General features: G+C 64.0%; 20 protein-coding genes and 1 riboswitch. Of the genes, 11 read left to right on the top strand and 9 right to left on the bottom strand.

Translation table 11 applies throughout. The features are described from left to right. The first annotated feature begins 15 nt into the window (after nt 1-15). From mtnK to dhaL, 10 genes are all read left to right on the top strand, one after another. Nucleotides 16-1287, top strand: coding sequence for an S-methyl-5-thioribose kinase (gene mtnK, locus NKH16_RS07060; protein ID WP_352875974.1), 1272 nt, complete (start codon nt 16-18; stop codon nt 1285-1287). Continuing rightward, entirely contained in the window at nt 1284-2378 is a 1095-nt protein-coding gene (gene mtnA / locus NKH16_RS07055) for an S-methyl-5-thioribose-1-phosphate isomerase (RefSeq protein ID WP_352455228.1), read from the top strand. The genes mtnK and mtnA overlap by 4 nt, the downstream gene beginning before the upstream one ends. 181 nt (nt 2379-2559) lie before the next feature. Next, nucleotides 2560-3444, top strand: a complete 885-nt coding sequence (locus NKH16_RS07050; protein ID WP_352876069.1) for a helix-turn-helix domain-containing protein — start codon at nt 2560-2562, stop codon at nt 3442-3444. 129 nt (nt 3445-3573) lie between these two features. Further along, nucleotides 3574-4233, top strand: coding sequence for a 2Fe-2S iron-sulfur cluster-binding protein (locus tag NKH16_RS07045; protein ID WP_352453241.1), 660 nt, complete (start codon nt 3574-3576; stop codon nt 4231-4233). Between the two features lie 3 nt (nt 4234-4236). Continuing rightward, a complete protein-coding gene (locus tag NKH16_RS07040; RefSeq protein ID WP_352875979.1) occupies nt 4237-5223 on the top strand; it encodes an FAD binding domain-containing protein in 987 nt (328 codons plus the stop codon). 71 nt (nt 5224-5294) lie between these two features. Then, a complete protein-coding gene (locus NKH16_RS07035; RefSeq protein ID WP_352875982.1) occupies nt 5295-5765 on the top strand; it encodes a nuclear transport factor 2 family protein in 471 nt (156 codons plus the stop codon). A 98-nt stretch (nt 5766-5863) separates the two neighbouring features. Further along, nucleotides 5864-8173, top strand: a complete 2310-nt coding sequence (locus NKH16_RS07030; RefSeq protein ID WP_352875984.1) for a xanthine dehydrogenase family protein molybdopterin-binding subunit — start codon at nt 5864-5866, stop codon at nt 8171-8173. A 116-nt stretch (nt 8174-8289) separates the two neighbouring features. Beyond that, a riboswitch (FMN riboswitch) is annotated at nt 8290-8436 on the top strand. A 77-nt stretch (nt 8437-8513) separates the two neighbouring features. Next, entirely contained in the window at nt 8514-8987 is a 474-nt protein-coding gene (locus tag NKH16_RS07025; RefSeq protein ID WP_352875987.1) for a 6,7-dimethyl-8-ribityllumazine synthase, read from the top strand. A 66-nt stretch (nt 8988-9053) separates the two neighbouring features. Beyond that, nucleotides 9054-10061 carry a dihydroxyacetone kinase subunit DhaK gene (locus NKH16_RS07020; protein WP_352875990.1) on the top strand — a complete coding sequence of 336 codons (1008 nt, stop codon included), beginning with the start codon at nt 9054-9056 and terminating at the stop codon, nt 10059-10061. A 9-nt stretch (nt 10062-10070) separates the two neighbouring features. Next, a complete protein-coding gene (dhaL, locus tag NKH16_RS07015; RefSeq protein WP_352875992.1) occupies nt 10071-10709 on the top strand; it encodes a dihydroxyacetone kinase subunit DhaL in 639 nt (212 codons plus the stop codon). Here dhaL and derI read toward each other — a convergent pair. The 3 genes from derI to NKH16_RS07000 are packed head-to-tail and all read right to left on the bottom strand — an operon-like array spanning nt 10706 to nt 12709. After that, on the bottom strand, nt 10706-11149 hold the full coding sequence (gene derI, locus NKH16_RS07010) for a D-erythrulose-4-phosphate isomerase (RefSeq protein WP_023676015.1): 444 nt from the start codon (nt 11147-11149) through the stop codon (nt 10706-10708). The two genes, dhaL and derI, sit on opposite strands and share 4 nt — an antisense overlap. A gap of 26 nt (nt 11150-11175) precedes the next feature. Then, complete coding sequence (locus NKH16_RS07005) at nt 11176-11934, bottom strand: triose-phosphate isomerase (protein WP_352575574.1); 759 nt, start codon at nt 11932-11934, stop codon at nt 11176-11178. Between the two features lie 10 nt (nt 11935-11944). Next, nucleotides 11945-12709 (bottom strand): DeoR/GlpR family DNA-binding transcription regulator, encoded by a 765-nt coding sequence (locus tag NKH16_RS07000; protein WP_023676017.1) that lies wholly within the window; start codon nt 12707-12709, stop codon nt 11945-11947. Between the two features lie 255 nt (nt 12710-12964). Between NKH16_RS07000 and fba the strand changes: the two genes are divergently transcribed. After that, the gene (gene fba / locus NKH16_RS06995; RefSeq protein ID WP_023676018.1) at nt 12965-14029 is read left to right on the top strand and encodes a class II fructose-bisphosphate aldolase; all 1065 of its coding nucleotides are present in this window, start codon (nt 12965-12967) and stop codon (nt 14027-14029) included. Between the two features lie 47 nt (nt 14030-14076). On the opposite strand, the gene NKH16_RS06990 is transcribed toward fba, so the two are convergent. The 6 genes from NKH16_RS06990 to NKH16_RS06965 are packed head-to-tail and all read right to left on the bottom strand — an operon-like array spanning nt 14077 to nt 21401. Further along, on the bottom strand, nt 14077-15015 hold the full coding sequence (locus tag NKH16_RS06990) for a sugar phosphate isomerase/epimerase family protein (RefSeq protein ID WP_352746251.1): 939 nt from the start codon (nt 15013-15015) through the stop codon (nt 14077-14079). Then, complete coding sequence (locus tag NKH16_RS06985; RefSeq protein ID WP_352876003.1) at nt 15015-16532, bottom strand: glycerol-3-phosphate dehydrogenase; 1518 nt, start codon at nt 16530-16532, stop codon at nt 15015-15017. Before NKH16_RS06985 ends, NKH16_RS06990 begins: the two co-directional genes overlap by 1 nt. Nucleotides 16533-16551: 19 nt before the next feature. Continuing rightward, nucleotides 16552-17592 carry a 2-hydroxyacid dehydrogenase gene (locus tag NKH16_RS06980; RefSeq protein WP_352898777.1) on the bottom strand — a complete coding sequence of 347 codons (1041 nt, stop codon included), beginning with the start codon at nt 17590-17592 and terminating at the stop codon, nt 16552-16554. 7 nt (nt 17593-17599) lie between these two features. Next, nucleotides 17600-19162, bottom strand: a complete 1563-nt coding sequence (locus NKH16_RS06975; protein WP_352746078.1) for an FGGY-family carbohydrate kinase — start codon at nt 19160-19162, stop codon at nt 17600-17602. Then, a complete protein-coding gene (locus tag NKH16_RS06970; protein WP_352746075.1) occupies nt 19162-20286 on the bottom strand; it encodes an ABC transporter ATP-binding protein in 1125 nt (374 codons plus the stop codon). The genes NKH16_RS06975 and NKH16_RS06970 overlap by 1 nt, the downstream gene beginning before the upstream one ends. Continuing rightward, entirely contained in the window at nt 20283-21401 is a 1119-nt protein-coding gene (locus tag NKH16_RS06965; protein WP_023676024.1) for an ABC transporter ATP-binding protein, read from the bottom strand. Before NKH16_RS06965 ends, NKH16_RS06970 begins: the two co-directional genes overlap by 4 nt. Nucleotides 21402-21403 lie beyond the last annotated feature (2 nt).

Below are 21403 nucleotides of genomic sequence, written 5' to 3'. Positions count from 1 at the left end.
GAGCGGGAGGTGAGGATGACTGGGAAATCGCCGTTCGAAGCACTGTCGGTCGAGACACTGGCGGGCCGTCTCGGTGCCAACGAGCCCCTGTGTTCGCAGATCGGCAAGGATACGAGCCAGTGGAAGGTTCGTGAAGTCGGCGACGGCAATCTGAACCTGGTGTTCATCGTCGAGGGTGCTGAGGGTGCGGCCGTCGTCAAGCAGGCCCTGCCCTACGTCCGGCTGGTCGGCGACAGCTGGCCGCTGCCGCTAAAGCGCTCTTTCTTCGAATACCATGCGCTGACGCGGCAACAGGCGCGGGCGCCGGGTTCGGTGCCCGATATCTATCACTTCGACGAAGGCCAGGCGCTGATCATCATGGAGTATCTGTCGCCGCACATTATCCTGCGGCGGGCGCTGATCGAAGGCCGGCAATTGCCCAACATCGCGACAGACATCGGCTTGTTCATGGCCCGCACGTTGTTTCGCGGCTCCGACCTGCATATGGCGACCAAGGACCGCAAGGCCGATCTGGCACTGTTCGCCGATAATGTCGAACTCTGCGACATCACCGAGAACCTGGTTTTCTCGGATCCGTATTTCGATGCCAAGATGAACCGGCACACCAGCCCGCAGCTCGATGGCATTGTCGCCGAGCTGCGCGCCGACCGCGACCTCAAGGTCGAGGCGCAGCGCATGAAGCACATCTTCGCTGCCAATGCCGAGACGCTGCTGCATGGCGACCTGCATTCCGGCTCGATCATGGTCACCGACACCGAAACGCGGATGATCGACCCCGAATTCGCCTTCTACGGGCCGATCGCCTTCGACGTCGGCATGCTGCTCGCCAATTTCTGGATGGCGTTCTTCTCCCAGCGCGGCCATGAACAGGACGGAAGCCGCGACGCCATGCGTGACTATCTGCTCGGCGTTACGGTCGAGACATGGTCGGTGTTTCGCGCCGAGTTCTCGCATCTGTGGCGAACCGAGCGTACCGGCATGCTCTACCAGAAGAGCCTGTTCGAAGATCAGGACGACAGGCTTGGCGCCGAGCAGGCGCTAGACCATATGCTGCATTCGATCTGGACCGATCTGCTCGGCTTTGCCGGCGTCGAGGTTCACCGGCGAATTCTCGGCCTTGCCCACAATGCCGATTTCGAGACCATTGCCGATCCGGATCTGCGCGCCAGATGTGAAGCAAAGGCGCTGAAATTCGGCCGCCACCTCGCCGTCAACCGGCGCCAGATCCACAGCATCGACGAGGTCAACCGGTTGGCCGCGCTGATCGAACGGGAGAGCAGGATTTGAACGTCGGCGACCGCCACTACCGCACCATCTGGCCGAGTGACGACGGGCGTTCGGTGGAGATCATCGACCAGCGCTGGCTGCCGCATGATTTCCGCATCGAAAAGATCGATACCGTCGCCGGCATCGCCACGGCAATCCGCGACATGTGGGTGCGCGGGGCGCCGCTGATCGGCGTCACCGCGGCCTATGGCGTCGCCATGCAGATGGCCGACGATCCGTCGGATGCAGCACTCGACGCCGTCTGGGCAACCTTGCACGAAACGCGCCCGACGGCGATCAATTTGCGCTGGGCGCTGAACGAAATGCAGCGCTTCCTGCTGACGCTTCCCCTGGCAGAACGTGCCGCGGCTGCCTATCGGCGTGCCGGCGAGATCGCCGACGAGGATGTCGGCCTCAACCGTGCCATCGGCGCCCATGGGCTCGAAATCATCAAGGCGATCGCGGCGCGCAAGCAGCCGGGCGAACCGGTCAATATCCTGACCCACTGCAACGCCGGGTGGCTGGCCACGGTCGACTACGGCACCGCCACCGCGCCGATCTATCTGGCGACGGAAGCCGGCATTCCAGTCCATGTCTATGTCGACGAAACACGACCCCGCAACCAGGGTGCCCAATTGACCGCCTGGGAGATGGCCGGCCACGGCGTGCCGCATACGCTGATCGTCGACAATGCCGGCGGCCATCTGATGCAGCGCGGCCAGATCGACATGGTCGTCGTCGGCACCGACAGGACCACCGCCGACGGCGATGTCTGCAATAAGATCGGTACCTATCTCAAGGCGCTCGCCGCCGACGACAACGACGTGCCGTTCTATGTCGCGCTGCCGTCGCCGACGATCGACTGGACCGTGGGCGACGGGCTGGCCGACATCCCGATCGAACAGCGCTCGCCCGACGAGGTCTCACTGGTCTGGGGCAAGACCGCTTCCGGCGAGATCGCCCAGGTCCGCGTATCGCCGGAAGCCACGCCGGCGGCCAATCCGGCCTTCGACGTGACGCCGGCGCGGCTGGTCACCGGCTTGATTACCGAACGCGGTGTCGCTACGGCCTCGCGCGAAGGCCTGAGGGCGATGTTTCCCGAGCGCGGATGATCCGCTTTGCCGAGAGGGCGCTCCGGATTTGCCTGATCTCACGATTTCTTGAACACGGCACGGTTAAAAACGCCCGTTGCCTGTCCCACATGCACGGCCGTATGCGTAGCGGCGGGGCGGCGCCCAACGCTCGAAGCCGGGGTTGCCCACGGCTCGGCGAGTGAACCAGCGGGATACCGCGATGTCATTCAGACCGTTGCTTGGTGACGGACGGGTTCGGAGCCAGGACGAGAAGTCGGAGCCCCTGCAAACCGCGTCATGGGTCAGCTCCTCGATCGTCTTCGACAACCGGCGGTGGGCGTGCCGGGAGGCGGAGCTCCGCTGGACAGCCCCTCATCATCTGATCGTGCTGACCGAAGAAGGCGGCACGTCCCATACATCCATCCGGCACGAGGCACGATCCCTTTACGACGGAATGGACCGTCCCGGAGCCCTCACCTTCGTCCCGGCAGGCGCGGAACGACAGGGCTTCTATCGCGATGTAAACCTCTCCTATTCAGCCCTGTGGATCGATCCCGATATCGGGCTTCCCGGATGCGAACGCCTGAGGAACCTGCCTATACTGGTAAACAAGAAAGACGCGGTCGTCGCCACGCTGCTGAGTTCGCTTCGTGACGAGATGGCACTCGGCCACAAGCCAGACACTGCCTATGTCGAGCATCTGGTCGCCCTCGTCAGTCTCCGCGTGGCCAACCTGAGCCGGGAGCAACCGCGGTTTGTACGTCACGGCTGTCTCAGCCGCCGGGCAATTGGTCGCGTTCGGGATTACATCGATGCGCATATGAATGCCGACATTTCGCTAAGCGAGCTGGCAGCCGCCGCGGGCATGGCCGTCGACAGTTTTGCGCGTCGCTTCAAGGCGACGACCGGTCTTGCACCCTACGCCTATGTGATCGAGGAACGGGTGCGGCGAGCGGAGGCGCTGCTGCGCGAAACGGGTTTGTCGATCGGTGTCATTGCCTTTCGGCTCGGCTTCTCAAGCCAGAGCCACTTCACCACGACCTTCCGGCGTCTGAGGGGCATGACGCCTCGTGCCTATCGGGTGAATTCTTCTCCAGAATCCTGATAGTGCCGCCGGTTTCTTGAAAGAAAGCCGCCGCCCGCACTCCCACCTCCGGTGTCGTTGGGTGACAGAACCCGAGGGTTCTCTGGGTCAAGTTGCCGTCTGCGCTTCATTGCGACTGGGAGATCATGCATGGCCAAAACGGACAACAGGAGCGGGCCGACGCGTCGGATGGTATTGGAAGGCGGTGTTGCGACCGGGGTGCTCCTGGCTACCGGACTACCGGTTGACGCCGAGCCGGCCGAGACCGTCACGGCGGCTGCGTCGTCCTCACCGCTACCGACGATGACGATGTCGTTACGGATCAACGCGAAGGATCTTGCCATCGAGCTCGACCCGCGGACGACGCTGCTCGACGCCCTGCGCAACCATCTCGGCCTCACCGGCTCGAAGAAGGGCTGCGACCACGGCCAGTGCGGCGCATGCACGGTGCTCGTTGATGGGCGCCGGATCAATTCCTGCCTGACGCTTGCCGCAATGCATGAAGGCGACGAGATCACCACGGTCGAGGGCCTTGCCGAGGGTGACCGGCTGCATCCGGTCCAGGCTGCCTTCGTCGCCCGCGACGGTTTCCAGTGCGGCTACTGTACGCCAGGCCAGATCTGCTCGGCGGTTGGCATGCTGGGCGAGGCGCGGGCCGGCTGGCCAAGCCATGCGAGCGCCGACGTGGCAGCGGCTTCCGTCGCTCTCACCGATGCCGAGATCCGCGAGCGGATGAGCGGCAACATCTGCCGTTGCGCCGCCTATCCGAACATTGTCGCTGCAATCCGCGACGCGGCAGAGGAGGCATGAGCAATGCAGTCCTTCACTTATGAACGTGCGGCGAGTGCTGAGCAGGCGGCGGCCGCGGTTGCGGCCCGGCCGGACGCGAAGTTCATCAGCGGCGGCACCAACCTGCTCGACCTGATGAAGCTCGAGATCGAGCGCCCAGCGCATCTCGTCGACATCAGCCGGCTGCCGCTTGATCGGATCGAGCAGACGGCGGAAGGCGGGCTTCGGATCGGTGCCCAGGTCCGCAATAGCGATCTTGCCGCCGACCCGCGGGTAAGGTCGCGCTACCCGATGCTCACGCAAGCGCTGCTGGCGGGAGCGTCCGGACAGATACGCAACAAGGCCTCGACCAGCGGCAATCTCCTGCAGCGCACGCGCTGCCCCTATTTCTACGACCGCAACATGCCCTGCAACAAGCGCCAGCCGGGTTCGGGCTGCGCGGCACTTCAGGGCTTCAATCGCATGCACGCCGTACTCGGCGCGAGCGAAGCCTGCATCGCGGTCCATCCCTCCGACATGGCGGTCGCCATGTCCGGGCTCGACGCCAGGATCGAGACCGTCTCGCCCGGCGGCGAGACCCGCACGATCCCGATCAGCGATTTCCATCGATTGCCCGAGGCGACGCCCCAGGTGGAGACCGTGCTCGGCCACGGCGAAATGGTCGTCGCGGTTGTCCTGCCGCCGCCGCCACCCGGCCGGCAGCTTTACCGCAAGGTGCGCGACCGTGCTTCCTACGCCTTCGCGCTGGTGTCGGTGGCAGCAATCCTCGAGAAAACCGGCGACCGTATCCGAGGCGCTCGGATCGCCATGGGCGGCGTGGCAGCGAAGCCCTGGCGCGCGACGGAGGCGGAGCGCACGCTCGCAGGAGCGTCGGCGTCCGACGGTGCCTTTATCGACGCGGCCGAAGCAGCGCTCGCCGGAGCTGTCGGGCATGGCGCCAATGATTTCAAGATCCCGCTGGCGAAACGGACGATGCGGCACACGCTCGCTGCTGCCGTCGAGAGTGCGTGAGGTGACACGATGACAGAGACGACGACCCCGAACAGCGGTTCCCAGATGCAGGCGACGAGCAGGAGATCGATATGAAACTCACGCGACGCGCCGTTACCGCCGCGGGTGGCGGCCTTTTTGTTTCTGCCGCCGCAGCCTGGGGCGCCACATCCGACCCGGGAGCTCGTCACGGGCTCGAGGCCGCCGTCGACGCCTTCTTTGCCGGCTGGGCCTCTGGCGACTGGACGGCATTCCTTGATTGTTGCGATGAGACGATGACCTTCCAATTCCCTGTCGGCGAGCAACGAGGCCGACACGGACCGCCGGAAGGCAAGCGGGCACTCGCAGCCTGGACCGCCGCGCATCAAGCGCAGGGAAACAGGATCACGAAATCGACCGTCGATCTCAAGCTCTTCGCCGCCGACTGGGTCATCGTTTGCGACCGCGGGAGCGGAACAATCAGTGGCGCGCCCTACACTGGCCTGCATGCGATCCTCATGCGGGCCGGCCCGACAGGGAGGCTGGTCGAGTTTCGCGAGTATTTCGGCGAGATCGCCGCGTGAGCTCCGGCCCGCCGCGCGACGAACATGAAGGTGCGAGGAAGAGGCGTCGTCGCGGCCTCGATGCTTCCGAACTCCAGATGAAAATCTTTAGGTGACTTATGAACGAGACCATACCCGGACTGCCCGGCTCCGCCACCCATTCAAGGGTGAAACCTCGTCCCGATGCTGGCATCATCGGGAGGCCGATCGACCGCATCGACGGTCCGCTCAAAGTGACGGGCGGCGCCACATACGCTTACGAGAATGAGCTGGATGGTACAGCCTATGGCTACATTCTCGGCGCCTCCGTCGCCAAGGGCCGCATCGCCGAGATCGACACGACCGAAGCCGAACGGGCGCCGGCAGTGCTGCTCGTCATGACGCACCGCAATGCGCCGGCCCAGCCGGATTTCGGCCCAACGGTCACGCCAACGGTGCCGGAGGTCTTCACGCGCCCCCGGCCCGCGCTCAACAGCGATCGGGTACGGTATTACGACGAGCCGGTCGCGCTGGTCGTTGCGGAGACGTTCGAGGCGGCGCGCGCTGCTGCGGGCCTCATCAGAGTACGCTACGACGAGGAGCCGGGCCTCTACGATCTACCGGGACATATCGCCGACGCCTACGCGCCAAAGCGGACCAATGCCGGCTTCGAGACCGACAGCGTGGTCGGCGACTTCGAGCGCGCCTTTGCGACGGCGCCGATCAAGATCGATGCCACTTACGGGACCCCCTTCGAACATCACAATCCGATGGAGCCGCATGCGACGCTTGCTGCCTGGTCAGGCAACGAGCTGACGATCCGTACATCGGCGCAGACCCTCGCGAACTTCCGGGCCGGGGTCGCCAGCACGCTTCGCATCCCGCTCGAGCGAGTGCGCATCGTCAGCCCCTTCATCGGCGGAGGCTTCGGCTCCAAGCTGATTGCCCATGCCGACACGATCCTGGCCGCACTTGCAGCGCAGGTGCTGCAGCGCCCCGTGAAGATCGCGCTGACGCGACAACAGATGTTCGCCAATGCCGGTCATCGCGCAGAGATGGTCCAACAGGTACGTCTCGGCGCGGACACTGACGGGCGGCTCACCGGGATCGCGCACGATGTCTGGTCCGCAACGTCCAGCTTCGAGGAGTACTGCGAACAAACGGCAGTTTTTGCGCGCTCGCTCTACGCGGCGCCGAACCGTCTCACCCGCCATCGCCTGGTTCCGCTGGACATCAACCGCGGCGAATGGATGCGCTCGCCCGGCGAAGCGCCCGGCATGCTGGCTTTCGAATGCGCCATGGATGAGCTCGCCGAGCGCGCCGGTCTGGACCCGATCGAACTCAGGATCCGCAACGAACCGGCACAGGATCCCGAGCGCGGCGTGCCGTTCTCCACCCGCAATCTCGTCGCCTGCATGGAGGAAGGCGCCCGCCGTTTCGGCTGGGAGCGGAGAAACCCGACACCGGGCCGAACTCGGGAGGGCCGCAAGTTTATCGGCCACGGCATGGCGGCGGCGATCCGTCCGAACTATATCGGCGCGGCGACGGCGCGGGTTGCGATCGACCGGGACGGTCGGGTGACGGCGCGGCTCGACATGACCGATATTGGGACCGGCACCTATACGATCCTGACCCAGATTGCCGCCGAGAGCCTCGGCCTGCCGATCTCGTCCGTCAAGGTGGAGCTCGGCGACAGCCGCTTCCCGCGTACCGCCGGCTCCGGCGGATCCTGGGGCGCAGCAAGCGCGGGTTCGGCCTTGCATAATGCATGCAACGTCCTCAAGAAACAGATCCTGGAGGCGGCGCAGTCGAACGAAGCCTCGCCGTTGCGCGGCGCGAACGCCACCGAGGCAAGCTTTGCCGACGGCGAGGTCAGGGTCGGCCAGCGATCGGCGAGCCTGACCGATCTTATCCGAGGGATCTCTCCCGACGGGCTCGAAGCCGAAGGCTCCGTAGCCGCGGGCGCCACCACCCAGTCATACAAGACCTATTCGCAGCATTCCTATGGCGCGCATTTCGCAGAGGTCGCTGTCGATTGCGATACCGGTGAAATCCGCATGCGCCGGATGCTGGCTGTGATCGGCGCGGGCCGTATCCTCAACGCCAAGACCGCGCGCTCGCAAATCATCGGCGGTATGACCTGGGGGATCGGTGCAGCGCTGATGGAGCAGACGGTGCTCGACCCGCGCTACGGCCACTTCGTCAATCACGATCTTGCCGAGTATCATGTGCCGGTCAATGGCGATGTCCCCGATATGGAGGTCGCCTTCCTCGAGGAAGACGACGACAAGGCCAACCCGCTTGGCGCAAAGGGTCTCGGCGAGCTCGGCGTGTGCGGTGCGGGGGCTGCTGTCGCCAACGCCGTTTACAACGCGGCCGGCGTGCGAGTGCGTGAATTTCCCATCACCTTGGACAAGGTGCTGCCTGCCTTACCGGTGATCGCCATTTGACGCTCTCCTCCCTCGCCCTCAACGGTGACCAGGTCGAAACGAATCGCTATTTCTGCGCCATCGACGACGACGCCGGTGGTTGACAGCGCTTTCCGGCCCTTCCATACAAACGCCGTCAATGTTCTCAGGGCGGGGTGAAAGTCCCCACCGGCGGTAAGGGTCTCGGCCCAAGCCCGCGAGCGCTTTCCGGTTAGCCGGAGGGGTCAGCAGATCCGGTGTGATTCCGGAGCCGACGGTCACAGTCCGGATGGAAGAGAACGAAATGGAAGACGGTCCGCTTTCGCGGTTCGGACTCCCTATCGTGCGTCCTGATTCTGGTTCGAAACGGAAGGATGGACCCATGAATCAGCATTCCCACAACGACTATAAAACGATCCGCGTTGCCGTCATTCGCGCGCGTTGGCACGCCGATATCGTCGACCAATGCGTTGAAGCATTCGAGGCGGAACTGGCGGTTCTCGGAGAGAAACGCTTTGCCGTCGATGTCTTCGATGTGCCTGGCGCTTATGAGATTCCCCTGCATGCAAAGACGCTTGCCGTGACCGGCCGCTATGCCGCTATCCTCGGCGCCGCGTTCGTCGTCAATGGCGGCATCTACCGGCACGAGTTTGTTGCAAGCGCGGTCATCGACGGCATGATGAATGTGCAATTGTCGACTGGCGTGCCGGTGCTTTCGGCGGTGCTGACGCCGCATAATTACCATGACAGCGCGGACCATCACCGCTTCTTCTTCGAGCATTTCAGGGTCAAAGGCAAAGAGGCGGCCAGTGCCTGCGTGCAACTGCTGGCAGCACGCGAACACATCGCGGCGTGAAACCTCCACCGCCGGGTGGAAATCCCGGTAAGGCGCTGTAGTATCTCACGAAGCAGGAGGATGCCGGTGCAGACCAAGAAGATCATCAATGACGGCAATCGCTCCGTCGACGAGATGCTGGAGGGTATTCTGGCCGCGCATCCGCGCCACCTCAGAAGCGCGGACGGCAGTCCGCGCGCCATTATCGCCCGCGACGGACCGCGCCCAGACAAGGTCGGCCTTGTCATCGGCGGCGGCTCGGGCCATGAGCCGACCTTCCTCGGCTTCGTCGGCAAGGGGCTGGCCGACGCCGCCGCGATCGGCAATGTCTTCGCCTCGCCGCCGCCGGACCCGATCCTCGAATGCGCCAAGGCGGCCAGCGGTGGCGCCGGCGTGCTGTTCATGTACGGCAACTATGCCGGCGACGTGATGAACTTCGACATGGCCGCCGAAATGGCGGCAATGGACGACATTGAGGTGCGCACCGTGCTGACCACCGACGATGTCGCCTCGGCGCCGCGCGACCAGAGGCAGAAGCGGCGCGGCGTCGCCGGCAATTTCTTCATCTTCAAGGCCGCCGGTGCCGCATGCGACCAGATGCTGTCATTCGATGAATGCGAGCGTATCGCCAGGAAGGCCAACGATCACACCTTCACCATGGGCGTGGCCCTGTCGCCCTGCTCGCTGCCGCAGACCCGCCGGCCCAATTTCGAGATCGGACCGGACGAGATGGAGATCGGCATGGGCATCCATGGCGAGCCAGGCATCGCGCGCGGAAAATTGAAAACCGCCGACGAGATCACAGACGAGATGCTGGACAGTATCCTCGACGAGATGGCGCCGGCGCGCGGCGATAAGGTCGCGGTGCTGGTCAATTCGCTCGGCTCGACGCCGCTGATGGAGCTCTACATCATGAACCGACGCGTCAAGCAGAGGCTCGACGAGATCGGCGTTTCCGTCCACGCGACCTGGGTCGGCAATTACTGCACCTCTCTCGAAATGGCCGGCGCCTCGGTGACGCTGATGCATCTCGACGGCGAGTTGCAGGCGATGCTCGATCATCCTTGCGACTGCGCCATGTTCCGCGCCGGCTGAGAAAGCATCATGACCTCGATCGATTCAGTCGGCTTGAAAAGAATGTTCGATGAGATCGCGGCGGCGATCGACGCCGACAAGGGAAGGCTCTGCCAACTCGACGGCGTCATCGGCGACGCCGACCATGGCATCGCCATGGCACTAGGCTTCACTGCTGCGCGCGATGCACTAGCGCAACTTGACCTCGCGGCGACCGAGCCGACGGCGCTGCTCAACACTGCGGCGAAATCCTTCCTCAACGCGGTCGGCGCCTCGTCGGGCCCGCTCTATGCGACCGCCTTCATGCGCGGTGCCGCCGCCGTCAAAGGCAAGGCAATTCTGGAGGACGCTGACATCATCGCCATGCTCCGGGCGATGGCGCAAGGCATCCAGGATCGCGGCAAGGCCGAGCTCGGCGAAAAGACCATGGTCGACGCCTGGCTGCCGGCGGCGCAAGCAGCGGGTGCCGCGCAGGAAGCCGGCAAGAGCCTGTCCGAGAGCCTGGAGGCTGCACTTGCAGCGGCCGAACGAGGTGCCGAGGCGACCAAGGACATGATCGCCGCCAAGGGCCGCTCATCGCGGCTCGGCGAGCGCTCGCTCGGGCATATGGACCCCGGCGCCGTATCGGCCGTGACGATCATCAGAGCGATCTGGAACAGTCTGGCTTAACCCCGCTTCGCCGCGTCGAGCCTGTCGATCGCCTGGACATTGCCGGCCGATGGTCCCTTCTCATCGAATTCCGATGCAAGCCATGCATCGACGATCGACTTAGCCAGTTCCGGGCCGATGACGCGGGCGCCCATGGTGATGATCTGGGCGTTGTTGGATTTTGCCGCGCGCTCGGCCGAATAGGTGTCGTGGGTGAGTGCGGCGCGAATGCCGGGCACCTTGTTGGCGGATATGGATACGCCGATGCCGGTGCCGCAAAACAGGATGCCGCGATCGTTTTCGCCGTCCAGGATGGTCTGCGCGAGCTTCTGTGACAGGTCGGCATAGTAGCCCGACTGGCTGAGGTCGCTAACCGTGAGGCCGGGCTTGGTAGCGAGGTGAGCGGCAATGACGTCGAGCAGCGGCTTGCCGGCGCTATCAGCTCCAATGGCAATTTTCATGTTCCGTTTCCTTCCTGTTTGATGATTCAGATCGCCGCCGAGGCGCGCTTGAGGATGTCGATATAGCCGTCCGCCTGCCAGGCCGAGCGGCCGATGAACAAGCCGTCGATGTTGGGCTGGCCGACCAGTTCGGCGGCATTTTGCGGATTGACGCTGCCGCCATAAAGCACCGGCGGCACCACCGGCAGCAGGTCGCGTGCGATTTTCTTGATTAGCGCCTGCTGCCTGTCGGCATAGTCCGAACTGGCCGGCACGCCCTTGTCGCCGATCGCCCAGACGGGCTCATAGGCAAACAGGATCGTCGCCGCCTTCGCCGCGCCTTCGAGAAACTGCAGCGCGCCGTGCACCTGCAAGGCCAGCACCGCAGCGGCCTGCCCGCTGTCGCGTTGAGCCAAGGTCTCGCCGACGCAGATGAGTGGCACGAGACCGTGCTTCACCGCCGCCGCAGTCTTCAGCCCGACAGCCTTGTCGGTCTCGCCGAAATGCTCGCGCCGTTCGCTGTGGCCGAGCTCGACCATGTCGAGCCCGCAGTCTTTCAGCATGACCGGCGAGATCTCGCCGGTCCAGGCACCGGCGTCGGCCCAATGCATGTTCTGCGCGCCGACCTTGATGCGCGTCGGCGACAGCGCTTTCTTGACCTCGCGGATCGCCGTGAAGGGCGGGATGACGAAAGGCTGGATGCGCTCGTCGAAACCGGGGACGAACTCCGCCAGCGCCTCGGCGAAAGCCAACGCCTCGGCGAGCGTCTTGTTCATTTTCCAGCTGGTGCCGACCCAATAAACCATACGTGCCCTCCTATTCTGCGATCACTGTCAGCGAAACGCCGGCACCATCCAGCGCGGCGCGCATCTGCGGCTGCGGCTCGCGGCCGGTGAAGACCGTGTCAAAGGCCTTGAGATCTGTCAGGAAGTGCAAGGCAGTGCGGCCGAATTTCCCATGATCGACCAGCAGATATTTGCGCGCTGCTGCGGCCATCATCAGCCGTTTGGTCTGGACCACTTCCTGATCCTGGTGAAAGGCAGAGGCACCATGGATGGCCGATGACGACAGGAACGCGACATCGGCGCGCAATGATTTCAGCGTGTCCTCGGCGAGCAGGCCGAAGAAGCCGTGAAACTTCTTGTTGTATTGGCCGCCGAGCGCAATCAAGTTGATGCCGGCAACGCCCGCCAAATCCTGGATGACAGCCAGATTGTTCGAGATCACCGTCAGCGGACGCAGATCGGCAAGATGCCGAGCAACGCCGCCCGCGGTTGAGCCGTCGTCGATGATCACCGTCTGACCCGGTTCGATCATCGTCACGGCAGCGGCGGCGATGCGCTTCTTCTCGTCGCCGGCCAGCCGCTGGCGGTAGCGGAAATCGCTCTCGAAAAGGCTGCTCGGCTGGATCGAGGCGCCGCCGCGCACCTTGCGCAGGAAGCCGCTTTCCTCGAGCTCGTCGAGGTCGCGGTGGACAGTCATCTTTGACACGCCGAAGCGTGAGGCAAGATCGTCGACACTGGCGGTGCCGATGTCCATCAGAAAATCCATGATGCCTTGGCGACGGCCGTCGCTCTTCATTTCCGCGGCTTCCTCGGGCAATCCGGTTCCGAGATATAACAGCAAACGTCGCACAAGCCACCAAATTTTTGTGATAATGTTATATCTCTATGGGATATCATGACGCTTCTGGTCGCGTCCTGTAACAAGAATTGCTGCCGGCCGAGCGCCCAGCGGTTGCGGTGGCGCGGAAATCCGGCCAGAAGCATCAGGGGCTCGACGACAACCGAACGGCCCGCAAACACTGGCTCGAAACCGGATACGGGAGACTACTGAGTGGCTCGCATCACACTGAGACAATTGCTCGATCATGCCGCCGAATACGGCTATGGCGTGCCTGCCTTCAACATGAACAATATGGAACAGGGCCTCGCCATCATGGAGGCAGCCGAGGAGACCAAATCGCCGGTTATCCTGCAGGCGAGCCGCGGCGCGCGAGCCTACGCCAACGATGTGGTGCTGGCCAAGCTGATCGACGCGCTGGTCGAAATCCATCCCGATATCCCGGTCTGCATGCATCTCGACCATGGCAACAACGAAGCGACCTGCGTCACCGCGATCCAGCACGGCTTCACCTCCGTGATGATGGACGGATCGCTGAGGGAAGACGGCAAGACGCCGGCCGACTACGCCTATAATTCCGGCATCACCCGCCGCGTCGTCGACATGGCGCATTGGGGCGGCGTCTCGGTGGAAGGCGAGATCGGCGTCCTTGGATCGCTTGAGATGGGCGGCGGCGAGCAGGAAGACGGCCATGGTGTCGAGGGCGTCATCAGCCACGACCAGCTGCTGACCGACCCGGTGCAGGCCGAACAATTCGTGCGCGACACCCGTGTCGATGCGCTGGCCGTCGCCATGGGCACCAGCCACGGCGCCTACAAGTTCAGCCGCAAGCCGGACGGCGCTGTACTGGCCATGAACGTCATCGAGGAAATCCACCGCCGTCTGCCGAGCATGCATCTCGTCATGCACGGCTCGTCCTCGGTGCCAGAGGAGTTGCAGGAGATCATCAACAAATATGGCGGCCAGATGAAGCCGACATGGGGCGTGCCGGTCGAAGAGATCCAGCGCGGCATCAAGCACGGGGTGCGCAAGATCAATATCGATACCGACAACCGCATGGCGCTGACCGGCGCAATCCGCAAGGTGCTGACCGAGAACCCGAGCGAATTCGATCCGCGCAAATATTTGACGCCGGCAATGGCCGCGATGCGGAAGCTGTGCAAGGAGCGCTTCGAGCAATTCGGCACCGCCGGCAACGCACCGAAGATCAAGCCGCTGCCGCTGTCGGAAATGGCCAAGCGCTACAAGTCCGGAAGCCTCGATCCGAAATTTGGCTGACGTATTCCGGTTCTGAGCAGGAGCTGCCTCAGCTCCTGCTCATCCGATCATGCTCGCGGCAAGAGATCGGCCCTGCCGGTCTCTATAAATGGTGCCCAGTAGTCGACCGACTCGCGGATCATGGCGATGACCTCGTGGTCGACGGGCTCGCGCTCGCGGAACGACAATTCGAGGCAGATCTCGTTGTCGACGCCGCCGCCACGGCGAACCGTCTCCAGCAGCTTTTCCGGCGTGATGCGGCCGTCCTTGTTGTGAGCGGCAATGAACGGCCAGTGACCACCCTTGTTCATCGACGACTGCTTGACGTGGATGATCGGCGATTTCCTGGGAAAGGCTTCGGCCCAGGCATAAGGGTCGGTGTCCGCCGGATTGCTCGAGGTCACGTCGCCATGGTCGATGTCGACCATCATCTTGAACGGGACGGCCATGCCGGCCGCTTCGATCTCGCGCTGCAGTGCACGGCAGCTTTCGATCGTATGGCCGAATTCGCGGCCGACCGACATCGGCTCCCAGAACAGGTAGGTCAAGCCGGCTGCTTTGGCATGCTCGGCGACCTCGCGCCAGCATTCCAGCGCGATGTCGAAAAGCCGCGCGCGACGCTCCGGATTGTCGTAATCCCGGTGGGTGAAGATCGCGAATTGCGTGCCCATGCCCGCGGCGCCGAGCTCGGCCGAAACTTCTGAAAAGGTCTTGAACCAGTCGACGTAGTAGCGCCGCACGTCGGCATCGGGATGGCCGAAATGATTGAGCCGGCCGTAAGGGCCGGTCATCGCGGAGGTCACGCGCACACCGGTGCGGTTGAGCGCGGAGCGGAACAGGCGGACGAATTTGGCGATCGTCGCCGCCGGCCAGCCGGGATTGACGAATTCATGGGTGAGTTGGACGTCCCTGATACCGATCTGATAGGCGATCGCGTCGATCAGGTCGTCCGGCTCCGCAAAGCGGTTGACCAGCGGATTGGTGTTGAGCGAAAGCGTAAAGGCCATCAGCCGGCCTTTGCCAGCCGGCTCGAGCACCAGTCCTCGAAGGCGGTTCTTTCCGCGGCGGACAGATGCAGGCCGTGCTTGGTGCGCCTTTCGAGAATATCGGCGGCGGTCTCGGCCCATTCATGCTCGAACAGGTAATTGGCTTCGCGCTCGAAAAAATCCTTGCCGAAGCGCCGGCCCAGTTCGGCGAGCGAGGTGGCCGCGCCGACCAGATCGCGCGTCCTTGTGCCGTAGAGCCTGCCGTAATGCTTGACCAGCGATGCCGGCATCCAGGGAAATTCATGGCCGAGGTCGCCCAGAAACTGCTCGAAATCGGCATTGGCGATATCGCCGCCCGGCAGGTGCCCTTTCGAGGTCCACGGCTTGCCCATTTTCGGCAAGAACGGGGCGATACGGTCGAGCGCGTGCTCGGCCAATTTGCGGAAGGTGGTGATCTTGCCGCCGAAGACCGAAAGCAGCGGCGCCTGCCCAGCCGGTGCGTCGAGTTCGAATATGTAATCGCGGGTCACCGCGCTCGGATTGTCGGCATTGTCGTCATAGAGCGGCCTGACGCCGGAAAACGAGTAGACGACGTCGCTTCGTGCGAGCTGGCGCTTGAAGTAGCGATTGACTGCCTTGATCAGGTAATCGATCTCGCTCGCATCGGCGGTCACGTCCTCCGGTCGCCCTTCATAGGGAATGTCAGTGGTGCCGATCAGCGCCAGATCGTTCTGATAGGGATTGATGAAGATCACCCGCTTGTCGCTGTTCTGAACGAGATAGGCCTGCCGCCCTTCCCAGAATTTCGGCACAACGATGTGGCTGCCCTTGACCAGGCGCACGTTGCGCCTGGAATTCTGGCCGGCGACGCGGTTGATGACGTCGTTGACCCAGGGTCCGGCGGCGTTGATCAGCGCCCGTGCCCGGACTGTGGTCCTGACGCCGGTTCGACCGTCGCGCATCTCCACCGACCACAGGCCGTTTTCGCGACGGGCGGCTGTGCAGGCGGTGCGGGTGAATATCCTGGCTCCGCGCTCGGCGGCGTCGAGCGCGTCGATGACGACCAGGCGAGCGTCATCGACCCAACAGTCGGAATATTCGAAGCCGCGCTTGAAGGCGTCCTTGATCGGCGCGCCTTCGGGCGCGGCGCGCAGGTCGAGCGTACGCGTGGCCGGCAGCCGCTTGCGGCCGCCAAGATGGTCGTAGAGGAACAGGCCGAGCCGGACCAGCCAGGCCGGCCGGTCATCGGGGCTGTGTGGCAGCACGAAGCGCATCGGCCAGATGATGTGCGGCGCGGATTCGAGCAGCACCTCGCGTTCGATCAGCGCCTCCCGCACCAGGCGGAACTCGTAATATTCGAGATAGCGCAAACCGCCATGAACGAGCTTTCCCGATCGCGAACTGGTGCCCTCGGCAAGATCGTCCTTTTCGCAAAGAATGACCGACAGGCCCCGGCCGGCCGCATCGCGCGCGATTCCGGCGCCATTGACACCGCCGCCGATGACGAAGAGGTCGACGATTTCGGTTTCACCGTTCATCTCGCTCTATGCCCTGTCGTCAGCATGGATTGACCGGAGGCAGCCCGGCGATGTAGCGGCGCACTTCCTCGGCCGCCTGCTCGGCCGCGTAGGTCACGGTGCGTACCGACGCGCCGGCGATATGCGGCGTCAGCGTCACGTTCGGCAGTTGCAACAGCGGCCAGTCGGCAGGCACCGGCTCGACGGCGAACGTCTCCAGCATAGCGCTGCCGATCTGCCCCGAGACGAGCGCCTCGTAGAGCGCATCGTAGTCGACCAGCGGTCCGCGCGCGGTATTGACGAAGATTACGCCGGGTTTCATCCGGGCGATGGCGTTCTTGCCGATCAGGCCGCGCGTCTCCTCGGTGACCCGGGAATGCAGCGTGACCACATCGGAGCGCGACAGCAGATCGTCCAGCGCAACCAGTTCGACGCCGGCATTGCGGTCCTCGGCGCTCAATTGCACATAGGGATCGCAAACCAGGATGCGGCAGCCGAAGGCGCGCAGCAGGCGAACCAGCCTGGTGCCGATATTGCCGTAGCCGATGACGCCGACGGTCATTTCGTTGAGCTCGCGGCCGGTGCGATCGGCGCGGTAGAGATCGCCGCGCCATTCGCCCTTGCGCAAGGCTTCGTGACCGACGCGGATCAGCCGCGTTTCAGCGAGAATGGCGCCGATGGTGAACTCGGCCACGGCGCTGGCGTTGCGGCCGGGCACATTGACCACGGTGATGTCGTGGGCCTTGGCGGCGGCCATGTCGATGTTGATCGGTCCGCCGCGCGAGACCGCAACCAGCTTGAGCGTGGGCAGGCGCTGCATCATGCTTTCGGAGAGCGGCGCAAGCTGGGTGACGAAGATTTCGGCGTCGCCGATGAAATCCACCACCTCGTCGGGATCGCCGAAATACTCCTGGACCTTGTCCAGACCAAGCGCGGCATTGCCGAATTGCATCGGCTCGTCGGGCCAAGCGGTCTCAATGCTGCGGATGTCGAGATTGTCGCCGCAGGCCGCCTCGATTTTCTCGCGAAACACTTCCGGAAGCATGAAGCGGTCGCCGATGATCGCAATTTTCTTGGGCATGCTCTTCTCAATTCACGTCGGTTTGCCTGGACGCGGCCATCGAGCGCCAGACCGGCCGCAGCGCCTCATGCGCCAATGTGTAGGACGGAGCCATCGCCTCATAGGCAGCGGCAAGTTTCCGATCGCTGGGTTCGGCCGTCCGGAGCAAAGGCGTGACCCATTCGCTGACGCAATCGTCCATCGATGCGTATTGGCCGACGCAGACCGCAGCAATCATTGCGGCGCCCGCAGCACCGGCCTCCTCGCGTTCGCTGGTGCGAATGTCGGCTCCGACCGCAGCACCCAGGATCTCGCGCAGAGCCGGGCTCCTGGCCGCTCCGCCGGTCAGGCGGATTTCCTTGGGCAGTGGCCCCATGGCGGCGTAGCAATCGCGTGCCGCGAAAGCCAGCCCCTCGAACACCGCGCGGACCATGTCGGCATAGCCGTGCCTGGACGAAATGCCGATGAAGCCGGCCCTGGCATTGGCATCGACGAACGGGCCGCGCTCGCCGGCCTCCGAGACATAGGGCTGGTAGAGCAGCGAGCCTGGCTCGGACGACGATATCCACTGGTCGACCAGCGCGATCATCTCGCCATTGGTCCGCGTAATACCTTGCGAGGCGAGAATGCCGGAGGCGAGGCCAAGGACCCAGTCGATATTGAGCGTTGCCGCCATGTTCGACTGCATCTGCGCAAAGACGCCGGGTGCCGGCATCGTCATCGTGTAGCCGGTTGCAGCCTCGTTGAGCAGAACCTCGTCCGGCGTTTCGGCAAGCCGCATATGCATTCCGGTGGAGCCGATGATCGAGCATCCCGGCTTGCGTTCGCGATCGAACAGGCCGGCGCCGAGCGCCGTGCAGGCGACATCGACATAGGCCAGAACGACCGGTGTGCCGGCGAGCAGGCCAGTCGCATCGGCTGCTGCCACCGACAGCGAGGTGCTTTGCCTGGTGCCATCGACGATGGGCGGCAACAGATGCCGGAGATCGGTGACGCCGAGTACCTCGAGCACATCATCGCAATAGCCGCGCGTGCGGAAGTCGCCGAAGGTGAAGGTGCCCTCGGACGGGTCGGTGGCGCGATGGCCGGTCAACTTGAAATAGAGCCAGTCCTTGCAGTGGAACGCCGTCGCTGCATTGGCAAGCATCGCGGGCATGTGGCGCTTCATGAACACGAACTGCGATCCCTGCTGGCAGGCAGCGAGTCCGCTGCCGGTCTTTTCGAAGCGCAGCCGGTCCTCCGGCCGCGCGCGGATCTCCTCGACGACCGCGGCAGCGCGCGCGTCGAGCCACAGCCAGCCCTTGGCAACCGGCTCGCCATCCTTGTCGATCAGCCAGGTACCGTCGCCCTGCCCGGTCACGGCGATGGCAATGGTCCGGCTGGCGAGATCCGGCACCTTGTCGGCAAGCTCGCGCAAGGTCGTCGCGGTATCGGCCCAGGTGCGTGTCAGGTCCTGCTCGGCGCCGCCGCCCGGCAGTGTCTCGTATTTATTGGGCAGCGCGGCGGACGCGATCTGCCTGCCCGCCGTGTCAAAGGCGACGGATTTTATGACAGACGTGCCGGCGTCGATGCCGATCAGCACATCCTGCATCAAGCAAGCTCCGTGCCGTGCGAAATGGCATTGCCGCTCGCCTGATCGAAGACGTGAAGGTTTTTCGGATCGATGCTGATCTTGATCGGCGCGCCAAGCTCCAAGCGGGTTCGGTCATGTTCGACCAGGACCAGCGAACCGCCGGCGAAATCGGCGGCGATATGGGTCTGGTCGCCGAGCCATTGATTGGCCGAAACCGTCGCCGGCACACCATCCTTCGAGCGGCGGACCGCATAGGGCCTGACGCCGATGACGACGCGCTGCCGGTTGAGCAATTCGTCGCGAACCGGGCCGCTGAACGCATCCTTGTCGTAGTCGAGCGAAAGCCCGTCGGGCAGCTTGAGACTGATCTTGCCGGCAGCCGTGCCGACATAGGCCTCGAAGACATTCATCGGCGGCTCGCCAACGAAGGTGCCGGTGAACAGGTTTGCCGGCCGCTCCTTGAGCCTGTCAGGCGTATCGAACTGCTGCAGCACGCCGCCCTCCATGACAGCGATGCGATCGGCCAGCGCATTGGCCTCGGTCTGGTCGTGGGTGACCAGAATCGCGGTCAGGCCACGCTCCTTGATGAAATGCTTGATGCGGCCGCGCAGCACGGCGCGAAGCTGCGGCTCGAGCTGGCCCATCGGCTCGTCCAGCAGATGCAGGTCGGCCTCGCGGATCAGCGCCCGGCCGAGGCTGGCGCGCTGCTGCTGGCCGCCGGAGATCGAGCTCGGATAGCGCTCGAGAATGTCCTCGATCTCGAGCAGCTTGGCGATGTTGGCAACCTTTGCATCGACCGCACTCTTCGCCAGCCTGGCGGCCTTGAGGGCGAAGGCCATGTTCTCGCGCACGGTCAGCGGCGGGTAGAGCGAATAGCCCTCGAAGGCCATTGCGACGTTGCGCCTGACCGGCGGCAACGTGTGCACCTTGCGGCCGGCAACCGAGATGCTACCCCGCGAGACCTCTTCGAAGCCTGCGATCATGCGCAATGTCGAGGTCTTGCCGCAGCCGGACGAGCCGAGCAGCGCCACGATCTCGCCCTTGGCGATTTCCATCGTCAGGTTCTTGACGGCGTGTACGCCACGGTCGATCGGACCGTAGAACTTGTCGATGCCCGAAATGGTGATTGCGGTCGGGCTCATGCCGCTTCTCCGCTGCGCAAATTGACGACGTTTTTCGAGCCGATGCGCTCGCCGCTTGTGCGATCGAACAAAAGGGCGCTTTTACTGTCGACGGCGATGTAGACCTTGCCCTCGGATTGGCCCGGTGTCCCGGAAGGACGCGAAACCAGGATTTCACGGCCGCGCACGGTGCGCACCAGCGTGACGATCTTCTCGTTGAGCGGCGTCTCAGCCTCGACCGTCACCGGGATGGCGCCGGGCGTGCGTTCATCGACAAACGCCAGCGCCTCCGGCCGCAAACCGATCACGCAGTCGCGGCCGACCGCCGCCTCATGAGCGCCGGCAAGATGGACCTGCACGTTGGACAGGCCGACATAGATGCCCTTGGCGTCCCGCGCCGGCTTGACGTCCAGAAGGTTGATGGTCGGGTCGCCGAACAGCCGGGCAATTTCGACATTGGCCGGCTCGCGATAGATCTGCTCGGGCGTGCCGAGCTGTTTGACGACGCCCTGCGACATCACCGCGATGCGGTCGCCGAGCGCCATCGCTTCCTTGTAGTCCTGGGTGACGTAGATGACGGTCGCGCCACGATCCGCCAGCAGTCTTGGCAATTCCAGCCGCATTTCGAAGCGCAATTTGGCATCGACGTTGCGCAAGGGATCATCGAGCAGCAGCAGCGGCGGCGAGCCGACCAGGGCGCGGGCAAGCGCGGTGCGTTGCTTCTGGCCATTGGACAGCGCCCGCGGCTTGTGGCTGAGCACATGGCCGATTTTCAACAGCTTGGCGACGCTCTCGACGCCGGTCTTTATCGTGCCTTGCGATGAGTGCTTCGCCTGCAGCGGCGTCGCAATGTTATCGAACGCCGTCATATGCGGGAACAGCGCGAAGTTCTGAAATGCCATGCCGACGCCGCGGAACTCGGCGTCGAGATCGGTCATGTCCTCGCCGCCGATGAGTATCTTTCCCTCGTCGGGGTCGATGACGCCGGCCACCAGCCGCAGCAGCACGGTCTTGCCGGCGCCGGACGGCCCGAACAGGACCAGCGTTTCGCCGTCGGCGACGGTTAGCGACAGATTGTCGAGAACAGTCTGGCTTTTATAGCGCTTGACGATGTTTCGCAGTTCGAGGCTTGCCATCG

The sequence above is a fragment of the Mesorhizobium sp. M1307 genome, assembly GCF_040318155.1.
GTDB lineage: Bacteria > Pseudomonadota > Alphaproteobacteria > Rhizobiales > Rhizobiaceae > Mesorhizobium.
Note: the sequence above shows the minus strand (reverse complement) of the source record. Positions and strands in the feature narration are given on the sequence as shown.

Coding starts and splice junctions, on each gene's coding strand:
- mtnK (WP_352875974.1), top strand. CDS start 16: ATGACTGGGAAATCGCCGTTCGAAGCACTGTCGGTCGAGACACTGGCG.
- NKH16_RS07050 (WP_352876069.1), top strand. CDS start 2,560: ATGTCATTCAGACCGTTGCTTGGTGACGGACGGGTTCGGAGCCAGGAC.
- NKH16_RS07045 (WP_352453241.1), top strand. CDS start 3,574: ATGGCCAAAACGGACAACAGGAGCGGGCCGACGCGTCGGATGGTATTG.
- NKH16_RS07040 (WP_352875979.1), top strand. CDS start 4,237: ATGCAGTCCTTCACTTATGAACGTGCGGCGAGTGCTGAGCAGGCGGCG.
- NKH16_RS07035 (WP_352875982.1), top strand. CDS start 5,295: ATGAAACTCACGCGACGCGCCGTTACCGCCGCGGGTGGCGGCCTTTTT.
- NKH16_RS07030 (WP_352875984.1), top strand. CDS start 5,864: ATGAACGAGACCATACCCGGACTGCCCGGCTCCGCCACCCATTCAAGG.
- NKH16_RS07025 (WP_352875987.1), top strand. CDS start 8,514: ATGAATCAGCATTCCCACAACGACTATAAAACGATCCGCGTTGCCGTC.
- dhaL (WP_352875992.1), top strand. CDS start 10,071: ATGACCTCGATCGATTCAGTCGGCTTGAAAAGAATGTTCGATGAGATC.
- derI (WP_023676015.1), bottom strand. CDS start 11,149: ATGAAAATTGCCATTGGAGCTGATAGCGCCGGCAAGCCGCTGCTCGAC.
- NKH16_RS07005 (WP_352575574.1), bottom strand. CDS start 11,934: ATGGTTTATTGGGTCGGCACCAGCTGGAAAATGAACAAGACGCTCGCC.
- NKH16_RS07000 (WP_023676017.1), bottom strand. CDS start 12,709: ATGAAGAGCGACGGCCGTCGCCAAGGCATCATGGATTTTCTGATGGAC.
- NKH16_RS06990 (WP_352746251.1), bottom strand. CDS start 15,015: ATGGCCTTTACGCTTTCGCTCAACACCAATCCGCTGGTCAACCGCTTT.
- NKH16_RS06985 (WP_352876003.1), bottom strand. CDS start 16,532: ATGAACGGTGAAACCGAAATCGTCGACCTCTTCGTCATCGGCGGCGGT.
- NKH16_RS06980 (WP_352898777.1), bottom strand. CDS start 17,592: ATGCCCAAGAAAATTGCGATCATCGGCGACCGCTTCATGCTTCCGGAA.
- NKH16_RS06975 (WP_352746078.1), bottom strand. CDS start 19,162: ATGCAGGATGTGCTGATCGGCATCGACGCCGGCACGTCTGTCATAAAA.
- NKH16_RS06970 (WP_352746075.1), bottom strand. CDS start 20,286: ATGAGCCCGACCGCAATCACCATTTCGGGCATCGACAAGTTCTACGGT.
- NKH16_RS06965 (WP_023676024.1), bottom strand. CDS start 21,401: ATGGCAAGCCTCGAACTGCGAAACATCGTCAAGCGCTATAAAAGCCAG.